This is a genomic window from Nonomuraea sp. NPDC003214, from assembly GCF_053590035.1.
In genome coordinates this window covers 1-21,370 of sequence record NZ_JBSFSX010000014.1, presented here as the reverse complement: position 1 = coordinate 21,370, position 21,370 = coordinate 1, and the positions used below count along the sequence as shown (strand labels likewise).

Sequence of the window (21,370 nt, the reverse complement as noted above, 5' to 3'; positions counted from 1 at the left end):
TTATCCCCCCTCCTACCTGAGCTTCGGGTCGAGCGCGTCGCGCACGGCGTCGCCCAGCATGATGAACGCGAGCACGGTGATGCTCAGGAACACCGCGGGGAACACCAGCGGCAGCGGCGCCTCCAGGAACCGGCTGCGCGCGTCGGCGATCATCAGACCCCACGAGATGTCGGGCGACTGCACGCCGACCCCGAGGAAGGACAGCGCGGCCTCGGCCGCGATGAACCCGCCGAGGTTGATGGTGGCCACGACGATCACCGGGGCGACCGCGTTCGGCAGCAGGTGCTTGAACATGATCCGGCTCTGGCTCGCGCCCAGCGCCCGCGCCGCCATGACGAAGTCCTGGCTCCTGGCGGTGATGACGGCGGCCCGCATGATGCGGAACGTCATCGGCCAGGCGATGATCGACAGGGCGAAGACCACGATCCAGATGCCCAGCTCGGCGTCCCGGAAGGTCGCCGTGATGAGCAGCGCGCCCAGGATGGACGGGATCGCGAAGAAGACCTCGGTGATGCGGGAGGTGATCGTGTCGGTGATGCCGCCCCGGGTGCCGGCGATGAGGCCGAGCAGCCCGCCCACGATCGCGGTGATGGCCATGGTGGCGACACCGATGATGATCGAGTTCTTGGCGCCGTAGATGGTCCTGGCGAACACGTCGCAGCCGAGGTTGTCGCGGCCGAACAGGTGGCCGGGGCTCGGTCCCTGACGGGCCGTCGACAGCTCGCAGGTGCGGGCGTCGAACGGGTCGATCGAGGTGAACAGCGACGGCCAGAACGACATGACCAGCAGGATCGCGATGAGGACCAGCGAGAAGATGAACATCGGCCTGCGGCGCAGGTCGTGCCAGGCGTCGCTCCACAGGCTGGCCGACCGGGCTTCCTTCTTGCGGTGCTTGACCGGGGGCGGCGGCGCCGGCTTGGCCTGGTCCGCCGTCAGCGTCTGGGTGTCCGGGCTTGGTGTGTCACTCATAGCGGATCCTCGGGTCGAGCACGGCGTACAGCATGTCGACGATGAGGTTCGCCACGATGTACACCAACACCAGGATTGTCACGATACCTACGACGATCGGCTGCTCTCGCAGGTAGACGCCATCGTAGAGCTGCTTGCCGATGCCCGGCAGGTTGAAGATCGTCTCGGTGATGACCGCACCGCCCATCAGCGCGCCGAGGTCGGCGCCCAGATAGGTGACCATCGGGATGAGCGCGTTGCGCAACCCGTGCCTGCCGACGACCCGGCGCCTGGACATGCCCTTGGCGGTGGCCGTGCGGATGTAGTCGGATCTCAGCGTCTCGACGAGGCTCGTCCTGGTGAGCCGGGTCAGATAGGCGATCGACGTGCCGGCCAGGACGAATCCGGGCAGCAGGTACGACTTCAGACCCTGGGTGGCGCCCGCGATCGGGAAGATCTCGGTGCCCACGGCCTGCTTGAGCCAGACGCCCAGCCAGAGCTGCAGCACGAATCCGGTGACCAGGGTCGGCACGGAGATGAGCAGCAGGGTCGAGGCGAGGATCGCGGTGTCGGTGGCCCGCCCGCGACGCAGCGCCGCCCAAAGACCGAGCACGACGCCGATGATGGCTTCGAGGGTGAGCGCCACCAGCGCGAGGTTCAGCGTGACCTGGAGCTTGCCGGCCAGCAGCTCGGTCACGGGGACCCCGGCGAAGGTCTTGCCGAAGTCGCCTTCGAAGATGATCCCGGTGATGTAGTGCCAGTACTGCACCAGAAGCGGATCGTTCAGGTGGTACTGCTCCCGGATGACGGCCAAGATGGCCGGGTCCTGGCGCTTCTCGCCGGCCAGCGCTTCCACGGGGTCACCGGGAAGTGCGAAGACGATGGCGAAGATGAACAGGGTGGCGCCCAGCAGGACTGGTATCGCCTGGATCAGGCGCCTGATGACATAACGGCCCATACAAGCCTCCCGTACATGCCTGAAGGCAGTCCCTGGGAACCTGGGGTAAAACGGCCCAAGCGACTGCCTTCGAGGCGGGCTCTCAAGGGGTGGACGAGCGCGCCGCCCACCCCTGGATCAACGTCAGGCCTTCTGGACGTCGGCCCACTCGACCTGGTTAAGAAGGTTGATCTTGACGTTCTTGACCTTGGTTGAGTACCCGGAATTGTTCCGGTAGAAGTACACCGGAATGTAGGGGAGATCCTTGATCAGGACGTCATCCGCCTGCTGGTAGAACTTCAGGCCCTCTTCGGCCGTCGGCGCCTGGTCACCCTTGGCCACCAGCTCGTCGAACTCCTTGCTGGAGTAGCCCGCGTAGTTGGAGCCGGTGGTGATCGCGCCGGTGGAGAAGATCGGCGTCAGGTAGTTCTCGGCGGACGGGTAGTCGATCGCCCAGCCCATCCGGAACATGCCCTTGTACTTCTTGGCGTCCAGGTCGTCCAGGATCGCCGCGAACTTCTCGAACGGCTTGACCGTCACCTCGACGCCGAGGTTGGCGCGGAGGTTGTTGGCGACGGCCTCGATCCACTCCTTGTGGCCACCGTCGGAGTTGTAGCCGAGCTCCAGCTTCTTCGGGCCGTTGGCCGCGGCGTACTGCTCCTTGGCCTTGCCCGGGTCGTACGTGCAGGCCGCGCAGGCGCCCTGGCGGTAGCCCGCGATGGCCGGGTTGATGAAGTCGTCGGCCGGGGCGCGGGTGCCGGAGAAGACCGTCTCGGCGATGGTCTTCCGGTCGATGGCCATGGAGATGGCCTCGCGGACCTTGACGTCCTTGTACTCGTCGTTGTACTTCAGGGGGAAGCCGACGTAGCCGATGCCGGCGTCGGGCTGGTCCTGGTAGCGGTCGCCGAGCGCGGTCTTGGCGCTGGCGATCGCCGACGCGGGCAGCGAGTCGTGGATGTCCACGTTGTCGGCCTGGAGGTCGTTGTAGGCCGTCTCGGAGCTGTTGTAGAGCTTGAACTGCAGCTTGGTCCAGCCGGTCGGCTTGGTGCCGGGGTACTTGTCGTACACCGTCAGGTCGACCGTCTGGTCGGTGCCCTTCTTGTAGGGCTTGTCCAGCTTGAACAGGCCCTGGCCGATCGGCTGCTCGCCGTAGGCGTCGGTGACCTTGCCGTCGGGGCCGAAGGCCGCCTTGGGCAGGGGGTAGAACGCGGTGTAGCCGAGCATCACCTTGAACTGCGAGAACGGCGCTGCCAGCGTCACCGTGAAGGTGGTGTCGTCGACGACCTTGAGACCCTTCATCTCCTTGGTCGTGACTTCCTTGCCCTCACCGGGGGCGAGGTCGCTGTAGCCGTCGACACGGCCGAAGAAGTAGCCGGCGCCCTGGGCGTTGTCCTGGTTGGCGGCGTAGTTCCACGCGTCGACGTAGTTCTGCGCGACGAGCGGCTCACCGTTGTGCCAGGTGTAGCCCGGCTTGAGCTTGATCGTCCAGGTGATGTTGTCCTCGGTGGTGATCGACTCGGCAGCGGCCTCGACGGCCTGCTTGTTCTCGTCGTAGTTCACCAGGGGCTCGAAGACGGCCGCGAGGAGCTCGGCGCCCTCGGACTCCGTGGTGTTGGAGGGGACCAGCAGGTTCTGCGGCTCGCCCAGCTCCATGCGGACCGGCGTCTCCCCGCCGCCCGCAGTGGGGTCTCCGCCGGACGGAGTGGCGCCGCCGCCACACGCGGCAACCGCGAGAGCGAGCAGCGCGGTACCGGCGACGATTCGTGCGCCTCGAGTAACACGCATGGTGAAAAACTTCCTCCCTCTACAAGTGGGCGTAAGCGCTGAGCTGCGATGATCGTGAGCAGCCTGACGGGGGGTTCCTTGTAATCCCCCGGGTTTGGCTGACCTGGTCAAACCAGCCGACGCCCTGCCAGTCGATCGCGACTATCCCTTACTACTTGCCACCAGGGAGTCTCTGGCGCGTTGCAGTTCGGTCACACGTGCGCCTATCCCACGTCACACCCATACAACGCACGCCGCGACAAAGGTCATGAAACGGTCATGTGAGCACAGGAGTGGACGTGAACAGTTGATGAAAAATACCTCCTACCAAACAGTGCTCGCGCCGTTCCGGGCAGAGTCGTTCTAGCTGAGCTACGGTTGAGCGAGTCTTGACGGTGCCTTGGAACCGGGCACCCGGGACGACCGTCCAACAGTCGGCCACAGTCCCCGTGGCAGCCACCCCAACGACCCGGATCCAATAGAGTCCTTGCCATGAGCCAGCCGGAATCCGCTGTCGCGGACGCCCAGGCGGGCGGCCGAAGCGGGCAGGAGCCGCTGGCCAAGCTCGCCGAGAGATACGGTCTTCGCCGTGCCATCGCGCGGCCGAGGTTTCCCGTATACATGCGCCAGCTGTGGGAGCGGCGTCACTTCGTCATGACCTACGCGACCTCGCGTAACGTCTCGAAGTACTCCAACTCGGCGCTGGGCCAGCTGTGGCAGGTGCTGACCCCGCTGCTCAACGCCGGCATCTACTACGTGATGTTCGGCCTCATCCTGGGCGGCAAGGGCAACATCGTTAACTACCCGGCGTTCCTCATCACCGGGATGTTCGTCTTCACCTTCACCCAGCGCACGGTGACCGCGGGCGCCAAGTCGATCTCCGGCAACCTGTCGATGATCCGCGCCCTGCACTTCCCCAGGGCCACGCTGCCGCTCGCCTACACGATCCAGGAGCTGCAACAGCTCGCGATCTCGATGGGCGTGCTGGCCGTCATCGTGGTGGCCACCGGCGAGTTCCCGACCTGGGCCTGGCTGATGATCCCCGTGGTGCTGCTGCTGCAGACGATGTTCAACATCGGCGCGGCGCTGATCATCGCCCGGCTCGGCGCCTCCATGCGCGACCTCAACCAGTTGCTGCCCTTCATCACCCGCACCTGGCTCTACGCCTCCGGCGTCTTCTTCGCCATCCACGACAAGGTCGTCAACGTCGCCAAGCTGCCCGAGTGGGTCGCCACCGCGATGTACCTCAACCCGGCCGCCTCCTTCATCGAGTGGATGCGCGAGATCCTGATCAAGACCTACAACCCCGACTACGGGCACCACCCCCCGACGATGGTCTGGGCGTCTTGCGTATTCTGGGCAGTGTTCGCACTCGGATTCGGCTTCTGGTACTTCTGGCGAGCCGAGGAGAGGTACGGGCGTGGCTGAGCTGACCAAGGAGCTGTCAAAGGTGAAGGGCGAGGAGCCCGCCGTCCCCGGCAAGGACGTGAGGGTGCACCCCAACCCGGAGCCCGCGACCAAGGGCCCCTTGGACGCACCCACCGGGACGCCGACGGTCATCGTCGACGACCTGCACATCATCTACCGGGTCTACGGCGCGGCGTCGGACAACGAGAAGGGCAACGCGGTCAACGCCCTCACGCGCATCCTCAAGCGTCAGGGCCGGCCGCAGATGAAGGAGGTGCACGCCGTCAAAGGCGTCACCTTCGTGGCCTACCACGGCGACGCCATCGGGATCGTGGGCCGCAACGGCTCCGGCAAGTCCACGCTGCTGCGCGCCATCGCCGGCCTGCTGCCCCCGCACTCCGGGGCGGTCTACACCGACGGCCAGCCGTCGCTGCTGGGCGTCAACGCGGCCCTCATGCGCGAGCTGACCGGTGAGCGCAACATCGTGCTCGGCTGCTACGCCATGGGCATGACGCCGGCCGAGGTGCGCGAGAAATACCAGGAGATCGTCGACTTCTCCGGCATCGATGAGTTCGTCCAGCTCCCGATGTCCACCTACTCCTCCGGCATGGGCGCCCGCCTGCGCTTCGCCATCTCCTCGGCCAAGACTCACGACGTGCTGCTCATCGACGAGGCCCTGGCGACGGGCGACCGCGAGTTCCGCAAGAAGAGCGAGCAGCGCATCCGGCAGATCCGCGAGTCCGCCGGCACCGTCTTCCTCGTCGCCCACGACCTGCGGGTCATCGAGCAGACCTGTAACCGCGTCATCTGGCTGCACAAGGGCAAGATCAAGATGGACGGCGACCCCAAAGAGGTCCTCGCCGCCTACACCAAGGGCTGACGCCCGCCCTCCCGCCCGTGCGCCCTCCCTCCGGAGGGTGCCGTCGGCATGCCCGCGATCGCTCGTGTGTACGAAAAGCGCCGTGACACGTGAGGCAAGAGACTGACAGCGAGACGGCCGGTCCGATAGGATTCGAACGTCGGTTCGAGCTGTTGACGGCGATGGAGTGGGGGGCGCGATGGGTGAGCTCTCGGCCGCGATCGACCACCTGGCCACCGAGGATGTGTCCGAGATACCCAAGACGCAGCTGGTCGAGCAGCTGCTCGAGTTGCACTGGCAGATGGCCCGGCTGCAGGCGCAGATCGCCCGCCGCACCGGCGTGCGCCTGCCCTGACCACACACACGCGCACACGAAAAGGCCGCCGGCCCGGTGAAGGGGCCGGCGGCCTTTGACGAGCGGCTCCGCGGGCGCCGCCGCCCTGCAGTGGCGGCGGCTCCGGCGAGCCGGGGCCGGGGTGACACCCCGGCGGGGATGAGCCTCCGAACGGGCCCCGGCATCTCAAGGGGCGTTCGAGAAGGTCTCAGGCGGGCCGCAGACGCGGGGTCGGCACCTCAAGGAAGACTCCCGCCGCGACCACGCGGGGTGTCAGTTCGTGGGCCAGGCGTCGGCCGCGTGGCGGGTGAGGGCGGCGGTGGACCAGCCCAGGGAGGTGATGGTCTCGTTGTAGGACCCGGTGGCCTTGGTGCCGTTGGTCGACAGGACGTTGGAGACGTCCTCGACAAGCGGCGACACCTCGTCGACCGCCGCGATCTGGGTGGTGCCGGGCAGCGACTCGATGAGCGGCGCGGCCTCGGCGGGGGTCAGGTGGCCGATGAGCGGCGACAGCTCGCCGCGCGAGGCGTGGGGCAGCGCGTGCTTGGCGGCCGCGCCCAGGCCGGCCATGGTGCTCTCCAGCGACAGGTTCTCCAGCCCCTGCGTGGTGCCGTTGAGCGTGTCCGTGGTGGTGTTGCTCGCGTCGACGACGCTGGTGGTGCCGCCGGGCAGCAGGCGGGTGGTCGACAGCTTGGCCATGGCCCCGCTCAGGGAGCCCTCGACCAGGTCGGCCACCGACGCGAACGCGCCGTGCAGGGTGCCGTCGACGTTGGGCTTGACCTTCGCGTTCTGCGGCACGGCCAGGCGGGAGGCGCCGGGCACGACGCCGCCCAGCGGGAGGCCGCCGGCCAGCGGCAGGCCCTTGCCGAGGCCGCCGAGCAGCGGCAGGCCGGCGACCCTGGGGGCCAGCTCGGGCCGCGGCTCCGACCAGCGGGTGGCGTCCTCGTAGGAGTTGGGGCCGATCGGGCCCCGGGGCTCGGCCTGGCCTTCGTACTTCTCGGCGGGCGCGGACTTCTTGCCGCCGCCCAGCAGGCCCCCGCCGCCCCCGAGCAGGCCGCCCAGCAGGCCGGTGACCGGGCTGAGCAGGCCGCCCAGCGGCCCGCCGCCCTTGCCGCCCGGCTCGTCGGCCTGGGGGGCGGCCCGGTGACCGAGCTCCTGGACGTCGGCGTGCACCGGCGGGGCCAGCGCCGCCGCAAGCCCGAATGATGTGACAGCCACGGCCGTCTTGATTGCGCGTTTCATGATTGCCTTCCCGGCTCGTTGATCGATCGCTCTCGAATGCAGCGAATAATGCGAATCGATAACCCCCGAATGCCGAGTCGTCCGCGCTATGGGCACCACACGAAGCGCGACGTCCCGGCTGAGCTACTAACGCAGTTCTATCACCCCGTACGAGCCCGGGGCAGCTGCTGGAAGCCCGCGTGACACGGGCTTTGTGGGTAAGTTACCGAGCGGCGGAAAGGTAATGCGCGGCCGGACAAAGCGGGAAATACCAGGAGGCGATTTCGGATATTCCCGGGACAAGGAAGTGCGCCCGCACGGCCCGCCGGCATCATCGTCAAAACGAAATGCCAGGGGCCGGGGGCGCAGATTTTCCGGTTGCGGTAGACGCGCTTGAACCGGTCAGACCGTCAGCAGGGCCTGCTCGGCCTCGAACGGAAAACGGTCGGCGAATGCCGGACGCAGATCCGTCAGCCACACCGCGGTGGGGTCGTACCGGGCGAAGAACGGCCGCCCGACCAAGCCGGGATCGCGGGCCTGGATGAAGTGGAGGACGAACACGCGCTGCCCGTCGATCTCCGTGACTCCGTCGACGCACACTTTGCCCGGCGTCGCCGACATCGAGGGCCCCCGGACCGTCCGGCAGAGCCCGGAGACGCCGGCATAGGCGTCCCTGAAGACCTCGTACGCCCGCGCGAGCGGCACCGCGAAGTAGTCCTGCGGGCCGGTGTCCCGCTCGATGAACATGTAGTAGGGGATCATCCCCATCCGGAGCTGCCGCCGCCACATGTACGACCAGATGTGCGGGTCGTCGTTGATGGACCGGATGAGCGGCGCCTGGGTCCTGATCGTGGCCCCGCTGCCGAGGATGCGCTTGACCGCCGACTCCACCAGCGGTGACTCCAGCTCGCGCGGGTGCGAGAAGTGGGCCATGAAGGCGAGGTTCTTGCCCGACTCCACCACCTGCTCGAACAGGCCGAGCGTGGCGTCGGCGTCGGGGTCGGTGACGAAGCGCTGCGGCCAGTACGCCAGCGCCTTGGTGCCGATCCTGACGGATTCAAGCTGGTCGAGCTCCAGCAGCGGCTCGATGTAACGCCGGATCACCGGCTCGCCCATGATCATGGCGTCGCCGCCGGTGATCAGGACGCTGGTGACCTCCGGGTGCCGGCGGATGTAGCCGACCATCTGGTCGATGTCGTCCGAGGCGAACTTCAGGTCGGCGTCGCCGACGAACTGGGCCCACCGGAAGCAGTAGGTGCAGTACGCGTGGCAGGTCTGCCCCTGCTTGGGGAAGAAGAGCACCGTCTCCGGATACTTGTGCTGCATCCCCGGCACCGGCTCGTCCCCGATGCGGGGGACGTTGAGCTCCTTCTGCCCGGCGGGGTGCGGGTTGAGCTGCGCGCGCACGCGGTTGGCCTCGGCCTGGATCTCCGCGTTGGGCGCCTCGGCCTTGAGCAGGTCCGCCAGCCGGGCCACGTCGGCCGCGGGCAGCATGTCCTCCTGCGGGAAGACCAGGCGGTACATGGGGTCGTCGGGCGCTGCCGACCAATCTATGAGTTCATCCACGACGTAGGCGTTGGTCCGGAAGGGGAGCACCGTGGCCACGGCGCGTACCCTGAGCCGCTCCTCGTCGTCGAGCCCGGCTCGCAGCAGGAGGTCGTCGAGGTGCTTGGACGTGTACGCCTTGAAGCGTCGGGTTCCTGCTTGGTTCAAGATCACTAGGCCGTTCCCATCTTTTTTGTTCGATCGTGTAAACCTGATGCCTCCGTCGCGCGTCTAACGCTCTTATATCGGGACGCGGCATGCCGGGGCTACGGTTCCGCGTGGGCTCCAAGTTTCTCTGGAGAGTTCTTCTCGCGACATATCGCGTTTTGACCTAGACTGGCGGGCGTGACCGACGACCCGACGATGCGCGCCTCCGACGCCGACCGTGACCGCGCGGCCACGGTGCTCGGCGAGGCGTTCGCCAGTGGACGACTCACCAGCGTCGAGCACGCCGACCGGCTCGAAGCCATCTACACCGCCAAGACCGTCGGCGAGCTCGTCCCCCACACCAAGGACCTCCCCCAGACCCCCGCCTCGGGCGGCGCCCCGGCCACCGTGGAGCACCAGCAGGTCAGCGCTGTGTTCAGCAAGGTGATCAAGCGCGGCCGCTGGATCGCCTCCCGCCACACCCACCTGGCCGCCACCTTCGGCGCCCTCATCGTCGACCTGTCGCAGGCCGTGCTCCCCGGCCGCGAGATCACCGTCTCCGTCAGCGCCTTCTGCGCCAAGACGATCGTCAGGGTGCCGCCGAACGCCCAGGTCATCGACGAGGTCGGCGCGGTGTTCGCCAAGCGCCAGGTGTCGGGCGGCTCCGGCGGCGACGGCCCGGTCATCAGGATCACCGGGCGGGTCACGTTCGGCAAGGTCATCGTCGCCCGCACCGTCACGGACTGGAACCTGCACGGCGACGCATAGTGCGACTACTGACCGGTTAACCTGGTAGTGGCCTGTGAAGACATGCCGTACGAGGTGACCATTGTCCGACAGCAGGCCGATCGCGGTCGACGCCATGGGCGGCGACCACGCGCCGCACGAGATCGTGGCCGGCGCCGTCCACGCGGTGCGTGAGCGGGGGCTGCAGGTCGTGCTCGTCGGCGCGCCGCGCGTGCTCTACGAGTCGCTGGCCGACCACGGCGCCACCAACGAGCTGCCCATCGTGCGCGCCGAGGAGGCGCTGGCGATGGACGAGGGCGCGCTGGCCAGCCTGCGCCGCCCCCGCTCCAGCATCGCCGTCGCCTGCCACCTGCTGCGGCGCGGCGACGTGTCGGCGGTCGTGTCAGCCGGCTCGACCGCGGGCATCGTGGCCACCGGCAAGCTCCGGCTCAAGGCCCAGCAGGGCGTGCTGCGCCCGGCCATCGCCGTCGCCCTGCCCACCCTGCCGCACCCCACCGTGCTCCTCGACGCCGGCGCGAACGCCGAGGTCAAACCGGAAGCGCTGGTGCAGTTCGGCCACCTGGGCGCCGCCTACGCCGAGCTGGCCCACGGCGTCGAACAGCCCCGGGTCGGCCTGCTGACGATCGGCAGCGAGGCGGGCAAGGGCAACAAGCTCGTCCGCCGCGCCCACGAGCTGCTGGAGGCCGCGCCCGGCCTGCACTTCGCCGGCAACGTCGAGGGCTACGACCTGCTGACCGGCAAGGCCGACGTGATCACCACCGACGGCTTCACCGGCAACGTCGCGCTCAAGACCATGGAAGGCGCGGTCCGCTACGCCTTCGACGAGCTCAGGCAGTCCATCGGCGACAGCCCGGTGGCCAGGCTGGGCGCGCTCATGCAGCGTAACCGGCTGCGCGAGCTGAGCCGGCGGCTCGACGCCGAGGCCCACGGCGGCGCGGTGCTGCTCGGCCTCAACGGCACCGTGGTCATCGCGCACGGCTCCTCCCGGGCCGCGGGCATCAGCGCGGCCTGCCGGCTGGCCGCCGACCTGTCCGAAGGCGGCCTGGTGACCAAGATCGGCGAGCGGATCGCGAACGCCGGCCGGTCCCACAGGTCGCGCTAGGGTGTGGCAGAGCCAGGGGGATGGCGGGGGGAGCTGTCGTGACAACGGGGCAAGGGCTGACGGCTGCGCAGGTGGCCGCGGCGAAGCCCAACCACGTGCCCAAACGGTCGAGCAGGTCGCTCGCCGCGATCGTACGGGCGAACTTCTGCACGCTCTTCAACCTGGTCATCGGCGTCTTATGGCTGTTGATCCTGATCTTCGGCGAGTGGCAGGACAGCGTGTTCGGCCTGATCATGCTGGCCAACGTGCTCGTCGGCGTCGTGCAGGAGCTGCGCGCCAAACGCACCCTCGACCGGCTGGCCGTCGTCAGCCAGAGCCCGGTCACGGTCCGCCGCGACGGCCGCGAGCAGGAGATCGCCCCTGACCGGGTGGTGCTCGGCGACCTCGTCCTGCTCTCACCCGGCGACAACCTGCTGGTCGACGGCGAGGTCGTCGAGTCCGCCGGGCTGGAGGTCGACGAGTCGCTGCTGACCGGCGAGGCCGACCCGGTGCTCAAGCGGCCCGGCGACCGGGTGCTGTCGGGCAGCTTCGCCGTGGCCGGCACCGGCGCGTTCACCGCCACCGCCGTCGGCACCGACGCCTACGCCGTGCGGCTGGCCGAGGAGGCCGCCAGGTTCCACCTGTCGCACTCCGAGCTGCGTGACGGCATCAAGAAGTTCATCCGTTACGTCACCTGGCTGGTCATCCCGATCGGCGCGCTGCTCATGTACAGCCAGCTGCGCCACTCGGTCGACTTCGGCACCGCCATCACCGGCGCCGTCGCGGGCATCGTCACCATGATCCCCGAAGGGCTCGTGCTGATGACCTCGATCGCCTTCGCCATCGGCGTCGTACGGCTCGGCCGGCGTCGCTGCCTGGTCCAGGAGCTGCCTGCGATCGAGGGCCTGGCCAGGGTCGACGTGCTCTGCCTGGACAAGACCGGCACGCTCACCGCCGGCGGCATGGAGCTGGACCAGGTCCTGCCGCTGCGCGACGGCGAGCCGGTCGGCGACGCGCTCGCCGCGCTGGCCGCCGCCGACCCCCGTCCCAACGCCACCGCCCGGGCCATCCTGGAGCGCCACCCGGCCGCGCCCTGGCGGGCGCGCGCCGCCGTCCCGTTCTCCTCCGCCCGCAAGTGGAGCGGCGCCGACTTCGGACCGCACGGCGTCTGGGTCCTCGGCGCCCCCGACGTCCTGCTCTCCGACGGCGAGGAGGGGTACGCGCGAGCCGCCGGCCTGAGCGCCACCGGTGCCCGCGTGCTGGCGCTGTGCCGTACGGACAAACTCCCGGAAAGCGGCACACCCGAGGTCGAGCCCGTCGCACTGGTGACGCTCAAGCAGCGGATCAGGCCCGACGCGCGCGAGACCCTGCGCTACTTCGACAAGCAGGGCGTCACCGTCAAGGTGATCTCCGGCGACAGCCCGGCGGCGGTCTCCGCGATCGCCGTCGACCTGGGCATCCCGGGCGGCGAGCGCGCGGTCGACGCCCGCACGCTGCCCGACGACCCCGACGAGCTGGCCGAGACGCTCGACGCCAACACCGTCTTCGGCCGCGTCACCCCGCAGCAGAAACGTCTGTTCGTCGGCGCGCTGCAGGCCCGCGGCCACACCGTGGCCATGACCGGCGACGGCGTCAACGACGTGCTGGCGCTCAAGGACGCCGACCTCGGCATCGCGATGGGCGCGGGCAGCCCGGCCACCAAGGCGGTCGCCCAGGTGGTGCTGCTCGACAACACGTTCGCCACGCTGCCGCACGTGGTCGGCGAGGGGCGCCGGGTGCTCGCCAACATCGAACGCGTGTCAGGACTTTTCCTGACCAAGACCTTCTTCGCCATCGTGCTGGCGCTCACCACCGGCGTGGCCGGGATGATGTTCCCCTTCACCCCCCGACACTCGACGCTGGTCAACGCGCTCACGATCGGCATCCCGGCGCTCTTCCTGGCGCTGGCGCCCACGCTGGAGCGGGCCAAGCCCGGGTTCGTGCCGAGAGTGCTGCGCTTCGCCGTGCCCGCCGGGGTGTTCTGCGCCCTCGCCGTCCTGGCCGCCTACGCGGCGGCGGCCACCGGGTCGCTGGAGCAGGACCGCACCTCGGCCGTGCTCGCTCTGTTCCTGACCACCTGGTGGGTGCTCGTGCTCGTCGCCAGGCCGCTCACCCGGGGCCGGATCGTACTGGTCGCCGCCATGGCCGGGCTGTTCGCACTGGCCCTGGCCATCCCCGCCGTACGCGAACTCTTCACGCTCGAACCCGGCGGCGTACGGGCCGATCTGATCGCCGTCGGCGTCTCCGTCGCGGCGGCCGCCGCGCTCAGCGCCGTGCTCAAGGCCACCGGTACCCTTAGGACATGACCGACCCGCAGCTAGTGCTCACCGAGCGCGTCCAGCAGGCGCTGGCCGCCGCGTTCGGTGCGGAGCACGCCGACGCAGACCCGCTGATCCGGCCCTCCCAGTTCGCCGACTTCCAGGCGAACGTCGCGATGAGCCTGGCCAAGCGCCTGCGACGGTCCCCGCGGGAGGTCGCCGAGGCGATCCGGGCCGAGCTGTCCGACTTCCCCGGCACGGTCGAGGTCAGCGGCCCCGGCTTCCTCAACATCACCCTCGACGACTCCTGGATCGAGTCCGAGGTCAACCGCATGGCCGCCGACCCGCGCACCGGCGTGGGCACGATCGCCCCCGCCCAGACCGTCGTCATCGACTACTCCGCGCCCAACGCGGCCAAGGAGATGCACGTCGGCCACCTGCGCACCACGATCGTCGGCGACTCGCTGGCCCGCGTGCACGAGCACCTCGGCAACCAGGTGATCCGGCAGAACCACCTGGGCGACTGGGGCACCCCGTTCGGCATGCTCATCGAGCACCTGCTCGACATCGGCGAGGAGGCCGCGGTCCAGCAGCTCGAAGCCGGCCAGAGCACCGAGTATTACCAGGCGGCCCGGGTCAAGTTCGACAACGACGAGGCGTTCAAGTCGCGGGCCCGCGCCCGGGTGACCACGCTGCAGTCGGGCGACCCCGAGACGATGCGGCTCTGGCACGTCTTCATGGACGCCACCGTCCGCTACTTCAACAAGATCTACGATCTGCTCGGCGTCACGCTCACCGACGCCGACATCGCCGGCGAGAGCATGTACAACCCGATGCTGGAGAAGACCTGCCGCGACCTGGAGGACGCGGGCACGGCGGTGATCAGCGAGGGCGCGCTCTGCCTGTTCCCGCCGGGCTTCACCGGCTCCGACGACAAGCCGCTGCCGCTCATCATCAGGAAGAGCGACGGCGGCTACGGTTACGCCTCCACCGACATGGCCGCGATCCGCTACCGGGTCCACGACCTCAAGGCCGACCGGATCCTCTACGTCGTCGGCGCCGACCAGGCGCTGCACTTCCGGATGGTGTTCGCCTCCGCCCGGATGGCCGGCTGGCTGCCCGACACCGTCTCGGCCGAGCACGTGCAGATCGGCATGATGCTGGGCAAGGACGGGCGCCGGTTCAAGACCCGCTCCGGCGAGTCGGTCAAGCTGATCGCCCTGCTCGAAGAGGCCGTCGACCGGGCCCAGCAGAAGCTCGCCGACCGTGAGTACGACGAGGCGACCCGCCGGGAGATCGCCAACGACGTCGGCATGGGCGCGGTGAAGTACGCCGACCTCTCGGTCAGCCACGACACCGAGTACGTCTTCGACTTCGACCGGATGCTGGAGTTCCACGGCAACACCGGCCCGTACATGCAGTACGCCACGGCCCGGATCCGCTCCATCTTCCGCAGGGCCGAGCTGGAGCCGTCGCAGGCCACCGCCGGCATCGTGCCCGCCGAGCCGGCCGAGCGCGCGCTGGTGATGCACCTGCTCGGCTTCGGCCAGATCGTCGAGCAGGTGGCCGAGCACTCCGAGCCGCACCGGCTGTCCACCTTCCTGTTCGAGGCCGCCAAGCTGTTCAGCGGCTTCTACGAGGAGTGCCCGGTCGTCAAGCCGGGCGTCGACCCGCAGATCCGGGCGCACCGGCTCGCGCTGTGCGCGCTGACGCTGCGCGTCCTCGAAACCGGCCTCGACCTGCTCGGCGTCCCCGTCCCCGAGCGCATGTAACAGGCAGTTAGCGCGAAAGACCCCTGTTCCGTTGGGGCGCGCCTCCACCTCGAAGGCACGCTCCAACGGTTAGGCTTTACGCGGTCATGAACTGAGGCCGAAATGGGGGAGTTCTCTGCCTTGAGCACGGACCTGACTACGAGCCCCCAGACAGCGGCGGAGCTGCGCCGCTACGCCGAGGCGCTGCTGGCCCACTTGGCGGCCAACGGCTCCGCGCCCCCTGCCCCGCCCGGCTTCGCCGACATCCCGGGCAACTGGCTGCCGCCCGCCGTCGAGGCGCTGGTGGCGATCCTGGCCGGCGACGACCCGCTGGAGCCGCTGAGCAAGGCCGCCGGCCGCGACCAGCAGCAGACCGCGCTCTTCCTGTGCCTGGCGCTCGCCGTGGCCGGCCACGGCAGCCGCATCCACGCCTCCTGGCTCGGCACCGCGTTCGGCGACCTGTCACTCGACCAGCCCGTCAGCCACGGCCAGCGCTCGCTCTGGCTCGCCGCCGCCCGCGGCGCCTACGGCCCGGCAGGCAAGATCTTCGTGCTGCGCAAGCTCGACGCGCTCGCCGTCCAGGAGCACGCCGACCCGTCGCAGTGGACCCAGGCCCTCGTGCCCGGCGAACCCTCGGTCGTGGTGCCCGCCTCGCTCGTCGACTTCCCGGAGATGGCCGAGATCCCCGAGCTGGCCCGGCCCGCCCAGGCCGCCGCCCGGCTCGACCGGCTGCGCGCCCGCTGCGCGGAGATCACCTCCACCCCGCAGGCCGGGCAGAGCGCGTCGACGCCGCTCACCAACTCCGACGCCAGCCCCGCCGCGGCCTGGCAGGAGGACGAGCCGCTGGCCGTCCTGCGCACCCTCATCGGCCTGGGCGGACCGCCCGGCCCGATGGCCTCGCTCAGCTCCCACCTGCTCGACGACCTGCGCCCCGGCGCCGACCCGCACCTGGCGGCGATCGCCCTGCACGTGGCCGGCCCGATCCTGCGCGGCGTCGCCGAGGAGCTGGAGGCCGACACCCGCCTGGAGCCGCCCGCCACGGTCACCGTCGCGCTGCTCGGCCATCACATCAAGCTGCACCCCGAAGGGCCGGACGAGAGCTCGATGGCCGCCGCCGAGGCCGCCATCGTCAGCGCCGGCACCACCCCGCGCCGCCGCCCCTGGGACGTCGCGCTGCTGGTCCTGGCCGGGCTGGCGTGCTTCGCCGGCGCGGTGCTCGGGCCGCCGCTGCTCGCTGTCGCGGGCGCCGGCCTGCTCGGCGCGGCGGGCTGGCTGCTCTGGCGGCGGCGCAAGGCCGCCGAGGCCGACGCCCGCTGGGTGGCCGCCCAGGTCGCCGAGCTCAAGGAGCTGGCCGACGGGGCCGTGTGGGCACTGCACGCCTACGCGCACGAGGCGGAGGGGCGTGCCAAGCAGGCCAGTGAAGACTGCGCCGAGCTCACCCGCCTGATCCGCCGCGGCCCCCGCGCCGCCTGACCCGGGCTCTTCTCCCCGGAGGCGCCTGAGCCCTTCTCACTCCTGGGCTCTTCTCGCTCCTAGCCCCTGCTCGCTCCTGGACCGTGCTCCCGGAGCAGCCAGCGGAGTCGAGCGCCCGCTTCCGCTCGGAAGGATGGCCCGAAAGTGGGGATGGAGGCGTGTGAGCGCCTGCTCGCCCGCCCGAGACGGCGGAGGCGCATGAGCTGAGCATCCGGCCCCACGGCATGACGCCCGAGGCGCGTGGCCACCTTCTCCCCCCGAGAAGGCGGCGGAGGCGAGCCGCCCCGGCTTCCCCTGAAGCCGGGCTCAGCTCGTCTCGATCTCCACGTGCGCGGGCGCCAGCAGGAAGACCCGATCGGCGATGCGCTCGATCCGCCCTTCACAGCCATAGGCCAGGCCGGCCGCGAAGTCGACCATCCGGGTCGCCTCCGGCATCGCCATGCCCGTCACATCCATGATCACCGTCTGGCCCTCGCGGAAATACTGGCCGATCAACGGTGCGTCGTTGTACTTGAGCGGCTGCACCATCACGATGCGCGACGACTCGATCGTGGACCGCCACCTGCGCGCGGCCCGCTCCGTCGCGGGCATGTACTCCTCTTCGTACTGCCCGTCGTCGTCGTAACCCTCGTCGTAGTGATCGATCCCGCCCAGGCCAAGGTATCCCGCAACCTTACGCACTGCCCCCATCGGCTTGTCCTTTCCTCAGGAACTCACCGCAATCGGCACGTCCCGACACATTGGACGGTAACCGACGATTCCGCGTTCGCCATGCGACACGCCCAGCACTAATTCCATTTTGTACGGCTAGCGTCCTGGTTTCACCCCGATATCCGGCCCCGTATAGCATCGAGCCATGCGCCTGTTCATCGTCGATGCCTTCACCAGCACCGCATTCAAGGGTAATCCCGCGGCCGTGTGCCTGCTGGAGGATCGCGTTCCGGACGAGTGGATGCAGGCCGTCGCGGCCGAGATGAACCTGTCGGAGACGGCGTTCCTGCTGAGCGATTCGCTGCGCTGGTTCACGCCGAAGGTCGAGGTCACGCTGTGCGGCCACGCCACCCTGGCCACGGCCCACGTCTTGTATTCGACGGGCGCGGCGACGGGTCCGGTGAAATTCGCCACGGCGAGCGGTCCGCTCACCGTGAATCGCATGCCGGACAACATGATCACTATGGATTTTCCGGCCAAGGAAGTGACACCCGCCACAGTTCCGGACGGCTTGGAAAAAGCACTCGGGGCTTCCCCGGTGAGCGTCGGCAGGAGCGCTCTCGACCTGCTGGTCGAGCTCGAATCCGAAGAAGTCGTCCGGTCGTTGACGCCCGACATCCCCGCATTGGCGGCGATCGACGCGCGCGGTGTCATCGTGACGGCCGCCGGCTCGGCGACCGATTTCGTCTCGCGCTTCTTCGCCCCGAACGTCGGCGTGCCCGAGGATCCGGTGACCGGCTCGGCGCACTGCGCGCTCTCGCCGTACTGGACGGCGCGGCTGGGCCGCGACACCCTGACGGGCGCGCAACTGTCGGCACGGGGCGGGGTCGTACGGGTGACGCTCGACGGCGACCGCGTCCAGCTCGCGGGACACGCTGTCACCGTCGTCACCGGCACCCTCCACATCTGAGGCCTCATCAGTCACGTGGATGTGCCCCACGCAGGCCACGCACACACTCCGGCGCTGATCACAATTTGATCACATTTGATCATGAAGGTAAAGTCGCAGGTCACTGAGCCTTGAGCCGTCGATGGCGCCGGGATTCCCAGCGCTTGAGACACGGTTCCCGCCTCCGGAGCCGGCACCGAGGGTTACGGGCTTCCGTAACGGGCCCTACGGCTCGTACGGACCCGCTCAGGGCCGCCGGGCGACCGTCGTAGCCGGGGCGGCCGTCGGAGTCCCGGCGGCCGTCGCAGTCCCGGCGGCCGTCGCAGTCCGGGCGGTCGTCGTGCTCTGGCTGGCCGTCGTGCTCCGGGCGACCGTCGTGCTCCGGGTGGCGAGGAGGCGGAGCGCGGTTTCGGAGGGCGAGCCGGGCGCGGCATTGAACACCGCCACCCGCTGACCCTCGTCGTCCGGCAGCGTCATGAACTCGGCACTGAGCTCCATCGTCCCGACGGTCGGATGACGATAGACCCGCGGCCCGGTGTCGCACTCGCTCACCGGATGCGCCGCCCACAGCTCCGCGAACTCGGCGCTGCCCACGGTGAGCTCGCCGACCAGCGAGGCCAGCTCGGGAGAGCCGGGATACCGTCCTGCGATCAGCCGGAGGTCGGCGACGGTCGAGCGGGCCTTGCCCGCCCAGTCCGCATACAGCTCACGCAGCCGCGGGTCCAGGAACAGCATGGCCGCCACGTTGGGCCGCCCTGCGGGGTCGTCCGGCGCGTCGAAGCCCAGGTGTCCGGCCAGCAGCGCGTGCGCCGTGGCGTTCCAGCACAGGATGTCGCAGAAGCGCCCCATGACCAGCGCGGGCACGTCCCGGAACGACTCGATCATCACCCGGACGCCCGGCCGCACCCGCTCCGCCTCGGCGGCCCGACGCGGCGGCCGAGGCTTCGCCCTGGCCAGCGAGTAGAGGTGCCCCCGCTCGTCGTCGTCCAGCCGCAGCACCCGGGCTACGGCGTCGAGCACGGCATCGGAGGCGTTGGGACTCTGCCCCTGCTCCAACCGGGTGTAGTAGCCGGCGCTCACCCCGGCGAGCTGAGCCAGCTCCTCCCGGCGCAACCCGGGCACCCGCCGCCGCCCGTACACCGGCAGCCCGAGCTCCCCCGGCCGCAACCGCGCCCGCCTCGACCGCAGAAACTCCCCCAGATCCGCACGCCCGTCCACACCCCCAGTATCCCGGCACCCGCCCCCGCCAACCTGCACCTGCCAGATGTACCCACACCAGACCTCTGCCTGGGCCACCAGCCCGCCTGCACGCTGGACTGCACTCTGCTGGGCCACCAGCCCGCCCCCTCGCTGGACTGCGCTCTGCCTGGACCACCCGCCCGCCCCACGCTGGACTGCGAACCACCCGCCTGAGGAGACACCTGTGAGAATCATCGTGATCGGCGCGACAGGCACCATCGGAAGCGCGGTCGCCGCCCTCCTGGCAGCGGACCACGAGGTGGTGCCGGCATCCCGCCGCGGCCCGGCGCGTGTCGATCTGACCGACCCCGCGTCGCTCGACGCCCTGTTCGCCACGGTCCCCGACGTCGACGCCGTGGTGTGCTGCGCGGCCTCCGGCGCCCTTGCGCCACTCGCCACCCTGCCGGACGCCGACTACTGGCGCGGCCTCGACGGCAAGCTCATCGGCCAGGTCAACCTGGTCCGCCGCGCCGCCCTGCACCTGCGGCCCGGCGGCTCGGTGACGCTCACCAGCGGACGCATCCCCGCCCCCCTGCCGGGCAGCACCCTCGGCCACCTGGTGAACGCCGGCCTGGAGTCCTTCGTACGCGCCGCCGCCCCGGAGATGCCGCGCGGCATCCGCCTCAACGCCATCAGCCCCGGCTGGGTACGCGAGACCGGCCTCGCCCTGGGCATGGACGGCACAGCCGGCATCCCGGCACACGACCTGGCCCGCATATATGCGGACACCGTCGAGGGCACCGCCCACGGCCAGGTCATCAGCCCCTGAAGCTCCCAGTCTCCTGGAGACCGGCGAATTCCAGGTGGTCGCAACACACGACCGACAATTGGCTGCTGCAGCACAGTAAGACGCTCGGCTGGATATCTCGGCCGAGCCTCATGCAGGCTTGGACCGGCCTCGAGACATCATGTCTGGGCCGGGGCCATCATGGATGGCGGCTACGAACGCCGCCCGGTTGGCGTTTCGGGAAGCCGGCCGACTACCTTGCCCTCGGAGTCCAGCACCTTGATCGCCGGCTGGTCGTCGCCGTCGATCTCCAGCACGATCCTCGGGCGTCCTCGCGAGTCGCTGAGCACCAGGAAAGCTCCTTCCGGAGTGCTGTAGCCGAGCTGGACGCGAGGCGGCATGGCGGGTACCTGGTCGATCGGGAGCGATGGATCAGGCATGTGCTTCATCTCCAGCAGCGCTGCGCCCTGAACGCCCTCCCAGCGGGTGGCCATCGTGATCGCCTGCGCGTTGGTGTAGTCGAGCGAGAGGCTGGCCCCGACAGAGGAGGCAACTATTCCTCCCTTCTCGTTGCCGTCGCCGTCATTGAAGACCAGGTAGGTGCCTTCGGGCCCCTGGCGTTGGTCGGCGGGGTACGTCTTACCTCCAATGATCACCGGAGGTTTGCTTGAGCTCGCCAGGAAACGCTGTCGGCCTCGGCGGTCCACTACCCGGAACGAATTTCGGACCTGCTCGCCGGAGGACTCCGCTCGGGCGGGTTCGCTCGCCGCCATCACGGTCATGCCACTCGCCAACAGCGCGGTCGCCGCTCCGATCGCAGCCCGCCGATCACACTGCTCCATCTCCCGTTCCCTTCTCGTCTGAGGGCAACCAGTCGATCATCTGAGCGCTGCTGTGTCCCTACGGCCAACATGAAGATCACGGGTAGGGATAACTTCCCTACGCTGATGGACCTGTCCATACGTCGTCGCGTCGTCTCTCGCCGAGAAGCCCTGACGCCAACCGACGCCTACGGACCATGCCGGCACCGCACTCCCCCCTACCACTCCTATGAGCCAGGCAGGCGCGCGTCGGCACGCACCTGAGCTGCCTTATCGTGAACGCAGAAAAGGCCCCCGGGGGATACCCGAGGGCCTGTTTCGCCATACAACGCAGAGAAGGCCCCGACAATCAACTTGTCGGGGCCTTCTCTAAAAAAATTGTCCGGCGGTGACCTACTCTCCCACACCCTCCCGAGTGCAGTACCATCGGCGCAGGGAAGCTTAACTTCCGGGTTCGGAATGTAACCGGGTG

18 protein-coding genes and 1 rRNA gene are annotated in these 21,370 nt (G+C 69.3%); 10 read left to right on the top strand and 9 right to left on the bottom strand.

Annotated features, from left to right (window positions below; genetic code table 11):
* Positions 1-12 precede the first annotated feature (12 nt).
* From ACWDXC_RS35680 to ACWDXC_RS35670, 3 genes are all read right to left on the bottom strand, one after another.
* The gene (locus tag ACWDXC_RS35680; protein WP_219506220.1) at positions 13-969 is read right to left on the bottom strand and encodes an ABC transporter permease; all 957 of its coding nucleotides are present in this window, start codon (positions 967-969) and stop codon (positions 13-15) included.
* Positions 962-1,906 (bottom strand): ABC transporter permease, encoded by a 945-nt coding sequence (locus tag ACWDXC_RS35675; protein ID WP_219506218.1) that lies wholly within the window; start codon positions 1,904-1,906, stop codon positions 962-964. Before ACWDXC_RS35675 ends, ACWDXC_RS35680 begins: the two co-directional genes overlap by 8 nt.
* Before the next feature lie 123 nt (positions 1,907-2,029).
* Complete coding sequence (locus tag ACWDXC_RS35670; RefSeq protein WP_449989661.1) at positions 2,030-3,538, bottom strand: peptide ABC transporter substrate-binding protein; 1,509 nt, start codon at positions 3,536-3,538, stop codon at positions 2,030-2,032.
* 603 nt (positions 3,539-4,141) lie between these two features.
* Here ACWDXC_RS35670 and ACWDXC_RS35665 point away from each other — a divergent pair.
* The 3 genes from ACWDXC_RS35665 to ACWDXC_RS35655 all read left to right on the top strand — a co-directional run bounded on the left by ACWDXC_RS35665 (position 4,142) and on the right by ACWDXC_RS35655 (position 6,270).
* The gene (locus ACWDXC_RS35665) at positions 4,142-5,077 is read left to right on the top strand and encodes an ABC transporter permease (RefSeq protein ID WP_449989659.1); all 936 of its coding nucleotides are present in this window, start codon (positions 4,142-4,144) and stop codon (positions 5,075-5,077) included.
* Positions 5,070-5,936 (top strand): ABC transporter ATP-binding protein, encoded by an 867-nt coding sequence (locus ACWDXC_RS35660; RefSeq protein WP_449989656.1) that lies wholly within the window; start codon positions 5,070-5,072, stop codon positions 5,934-5,936. The genes ACWDXC_RS35665 and ACWDXC_RS35660 overlap by 8 nt, the downstream gene beginning before the upstream one ends.
* A gap of 178 nt (positions 5,937-6,114) precedes the next feature.
* Positions 6,115-6,270 carry a hypothetical protein gene (locus ACWDXC_RS35655; RefSeq protein WP_219506210.1) on the top strand — a complete coding sequence of 52 codons (156 nt, stop codon included), beginning with the start codon at positions 6,115-6,117 and terminating at the stop codon, positions 6,268-6,270.
* A 252-nt stretch (positions 6,271-6,522) separates the two neighbouring features.
* Here the strand turns inward: ACWDXC_RS35655 and ACWDXC_RS35650 are convergent, their stop codons facing one another.
* Both ACWDXC_RS35650 and ACWDXC_RS35645 read right to left on the bottom strand, forming a co-directional pair.
* Positions 6,523-7,491 (bottom strand): hypothetical protein, encoded by a 969-nt coding sequence (locus ACWDXC_RS35650; RefSeq protein ID WP_375074172.1) that lies wholly within the window; start codon positions 7,489-7,491, stop codon positions 6,523-6,525.
* A 381-nt stretch (positions 7,492-7,872) separates the two neighbouring features.
* Positions 7,873-9,189, bottom strand: a complete 1,317-nt coding sequence (locus tag ACWDXC_RS35645; protein ID WP_219518516.1) for a KamA family radical SAM protein — start codon at positions 9,187-9,189, stop codon at positions 7,873-7,875.
* 171 nt (positions 9,190-9,360) lie between these two features.
* Between ACWDXC_RS35645 and ACWDXC_RS35640 the strand changes: the two genes are divergently transcribed.
* From ACWDXC_RS35640 to ACWDXC_RS35620, 5 genes are all read left to right on the top strand, one after another.
* Positions 9,361-9,930 (top strand): DUF1707 SHOCT-like domain-containing protein, encoded by a 570-nt coding sequence (locus ACWDXC_RS35640; protein WP_308126229.1) that lies wholly within the window; start codon positions 9,361-9,363, stop codon positions 9,928-9,930.
* Positions 9,931-9,991: 61 nt separating this feature from the next.
* Entirely contained in the window at positions 9,992-11,011 is a 1,020-nt protein-coding gene (gene plsX / locus ACWDXC_RS35635) for a phosphate acyltransferase PlsX (protein WP_449989651.1), read from the top strand.
* 38 nt (positions 11,012-11,049) lie between these two features.
* Complete coding sequence (locus ACWDXC_RS35630; RefSeq protein ID WP_449989649.1) at positions 11,050-13,335, top strand: HAD-IC family P-type ATPase; 2,286 nt, start codon at positions 11,050-11,052, stop codon at positions 13,333-13,335.
* Complete coding sequence (gene argS, locus ACWDXC_RS35625) at positions 13,332-15,059, top strand: arginine--tRNA ligase (protein WP_449989646.1); 1,728 nt, start codon at positions 13,332-13,334, stop codon at positions 15,057-15,059. The genes ACWDXC_RS35630 and argS overlap by 4 nt, the downstream gene beginning before the upstream one ends.
* Positions 15,060-15,179: 120 nt before the next feature.
* The gene (locus tag ACWDXC_RS35620) at positions 15,180-16,511 is read left to right on the top strand and encodes a hypothetical protein (RefSeq protein ID WP_449989644.1); all 1,332 of its coding nucleotides are present in this window, start codon (positions 15,180-15,182) and stop codon (positions 16,509-16,511) included.
* 306 nt (positions 16,512-16,817) lie between these two features.
* On the opposite strand, the gene ACWDXC_RS35615 is transcribed toward ACWDXC_RS35620, so the two are convergent.
* Positions 16,818-17,201: a cell division protein SepF gene (locus ACWDXC_RS35615; protein ID WP_219518525.1), complete on the bottom strand. Its 384-nt coding sequence runs from the start codon at positions 17,199-17,201 to the stop codon at positions 16,818-16,820.
* Between the two features lie 166 nt (positions 17,202-17,367).
* Here ACWDXC_RS35615 and ACWDXC_RS35610 point away from each other — a divergent pair, with 166 nt between their 5' ends.
* Positions 17,368-18,132 carry a PhzF family phenazine biosynthesis protein gene (locus tag ACWDXC_RS35610; RefSeq protein ID WP_449989641.1) on the top strand — a complete coding sequence of 255 codons (765 nt, stop codon included), beginning with the start codon at positions 17,368-17,370 and terminating at the stop codon, positions 18,130-18,132.
* Positions 18,133-18,357: 225 nt separating this feature from the next.
* Here the strand turns inward: ACWDXC_RS35610 and ACWDXC_RS35605 are convergent, their stop codons facing one another.
* On the bottom strand, positions 18,358-19,329 hold the full coding sequence (locus ACWDXC_RS35605) for a helix-turn-helix domain-containing protein (protein ID WP_449989639.1): 972 nt from the start codon (positions 19,327-19,329) through the stop codon (positions 18,358-18,360).
* 205 nt (positions 19,330-19,534) lie between these two features.
* Here ACWDXC_RS35605 and ACWDXC_RS35600 point away from each other — a divergent pair, with 205 nt between their 5' ends.
* Positions 19,535-20,119: a short chain dehydrogenase gene (locus ACWDXC_RS35600; protein ID WP_449989636.1), complete on the top strand. Its 585-nt coding sequence runs from the start codon at positions 19,535-19,537 to the stop codon at positions 20,117-20,119.
* A 170-nt stretch (positions 20,120-20,289) separates the two neighbouring features.
* Here ACWDXC_RS35600 and ACWDXC_RS35595 read toward each other — a convergent pair whose 3' ends face one another.
* Both ACWDXC_RS35595 and rrf read right to left on the bottom strand, forming a co-directional pair.
* A complete protein-coding gene (locus ACWDXC_RS35595) occupies positions 20,290-20,919 on the bottom strand; it encodes a hypothetical protein (protein WP_449989633.1) in 630 nt (209 codons plus the stop codon).
* Positions 20,920-21,278: 359 nt separating this feature from the next.
* Positions 21,279-21,370 (bottom strand): 5S ribosomal RNA (gene rrf / locus ACWDXC_RS35590); the annotation flags it as partial.

Bases quoted from the DNA above. Each gene is read 5' to 3' on its own strand.
- ACWDXC_RS35595 (WP_449989633.1), bottom strand. From the start codon at position 20,919: ATGGAGCAGTGTGATCGGCGGGCTGCGATCGGAGCGGCGACCGCGCTG.
- argS (WP_449989646.1), top strand. From the start codon at position 13,332: ATGACCGACCCGCAGCTAGTGCTCACCGAGCGCGTCCAGCAGGCGCTG.
- ACWDXC_RS35615 (WP_219518525.1), bottom strand. From the start codon at position 17,201: ATGGGGGCAGTGCGTAAGGTTGCGGGATACCTTGGCCTGGGCGGGATC.
- ACWDXC_RS35650 (WP_375074172.1), bottom strand. From the start codon at position 7,491: ATGAAACGCGCAATCAAGACGGCCGTGGCTGTCACATCATTCGGGCTT.
- ACWDXC_RS35610 (WP_449989641.1), top strand. From the start codon at position 17,368: ATGCGCCTGTTCATCGTCGATGCCTTCACCAGCACCGCATTCAAGGGT.
- ACWDXC_RS35665 (WP_449989659.1), top strand. From the start codon at position 4,142: ATGAGCCAGCCGGAATCCGCTGTCGCGGACGCCCAGGCGGGCGGCCGA.
- ACWDXC_RS35670 (WP_449989661.1), bottom strand. From the start codon at position 3,538: ATGGAGCTGGGCGAGCCGCAGAACCTGCTGGTCCCCTCCAACACCACG.
- ACWDXC_RS35680 (WP_219506220.1), bottom strand. From the start codon at position 969: ATGAGTGACACACCAAGCCCGGACACCCAGACGCTGACGGCGGACCAG.
- ACWDXC_RS35655 (WP_219506210.1), top strand. From the start codon at position 6,115: ATGGGTGAGCTCTCGGCCGCGATCGACCACCTGGCCACCGAGGATGTG.
- ACWDXC_RS35675 (WP_219506218.1), bottom strand. From the start codon at position 1,906: ATGGGCCGTTATGTCATCAGGCGCCTGATCCAGGCGATACCAGTCCTG.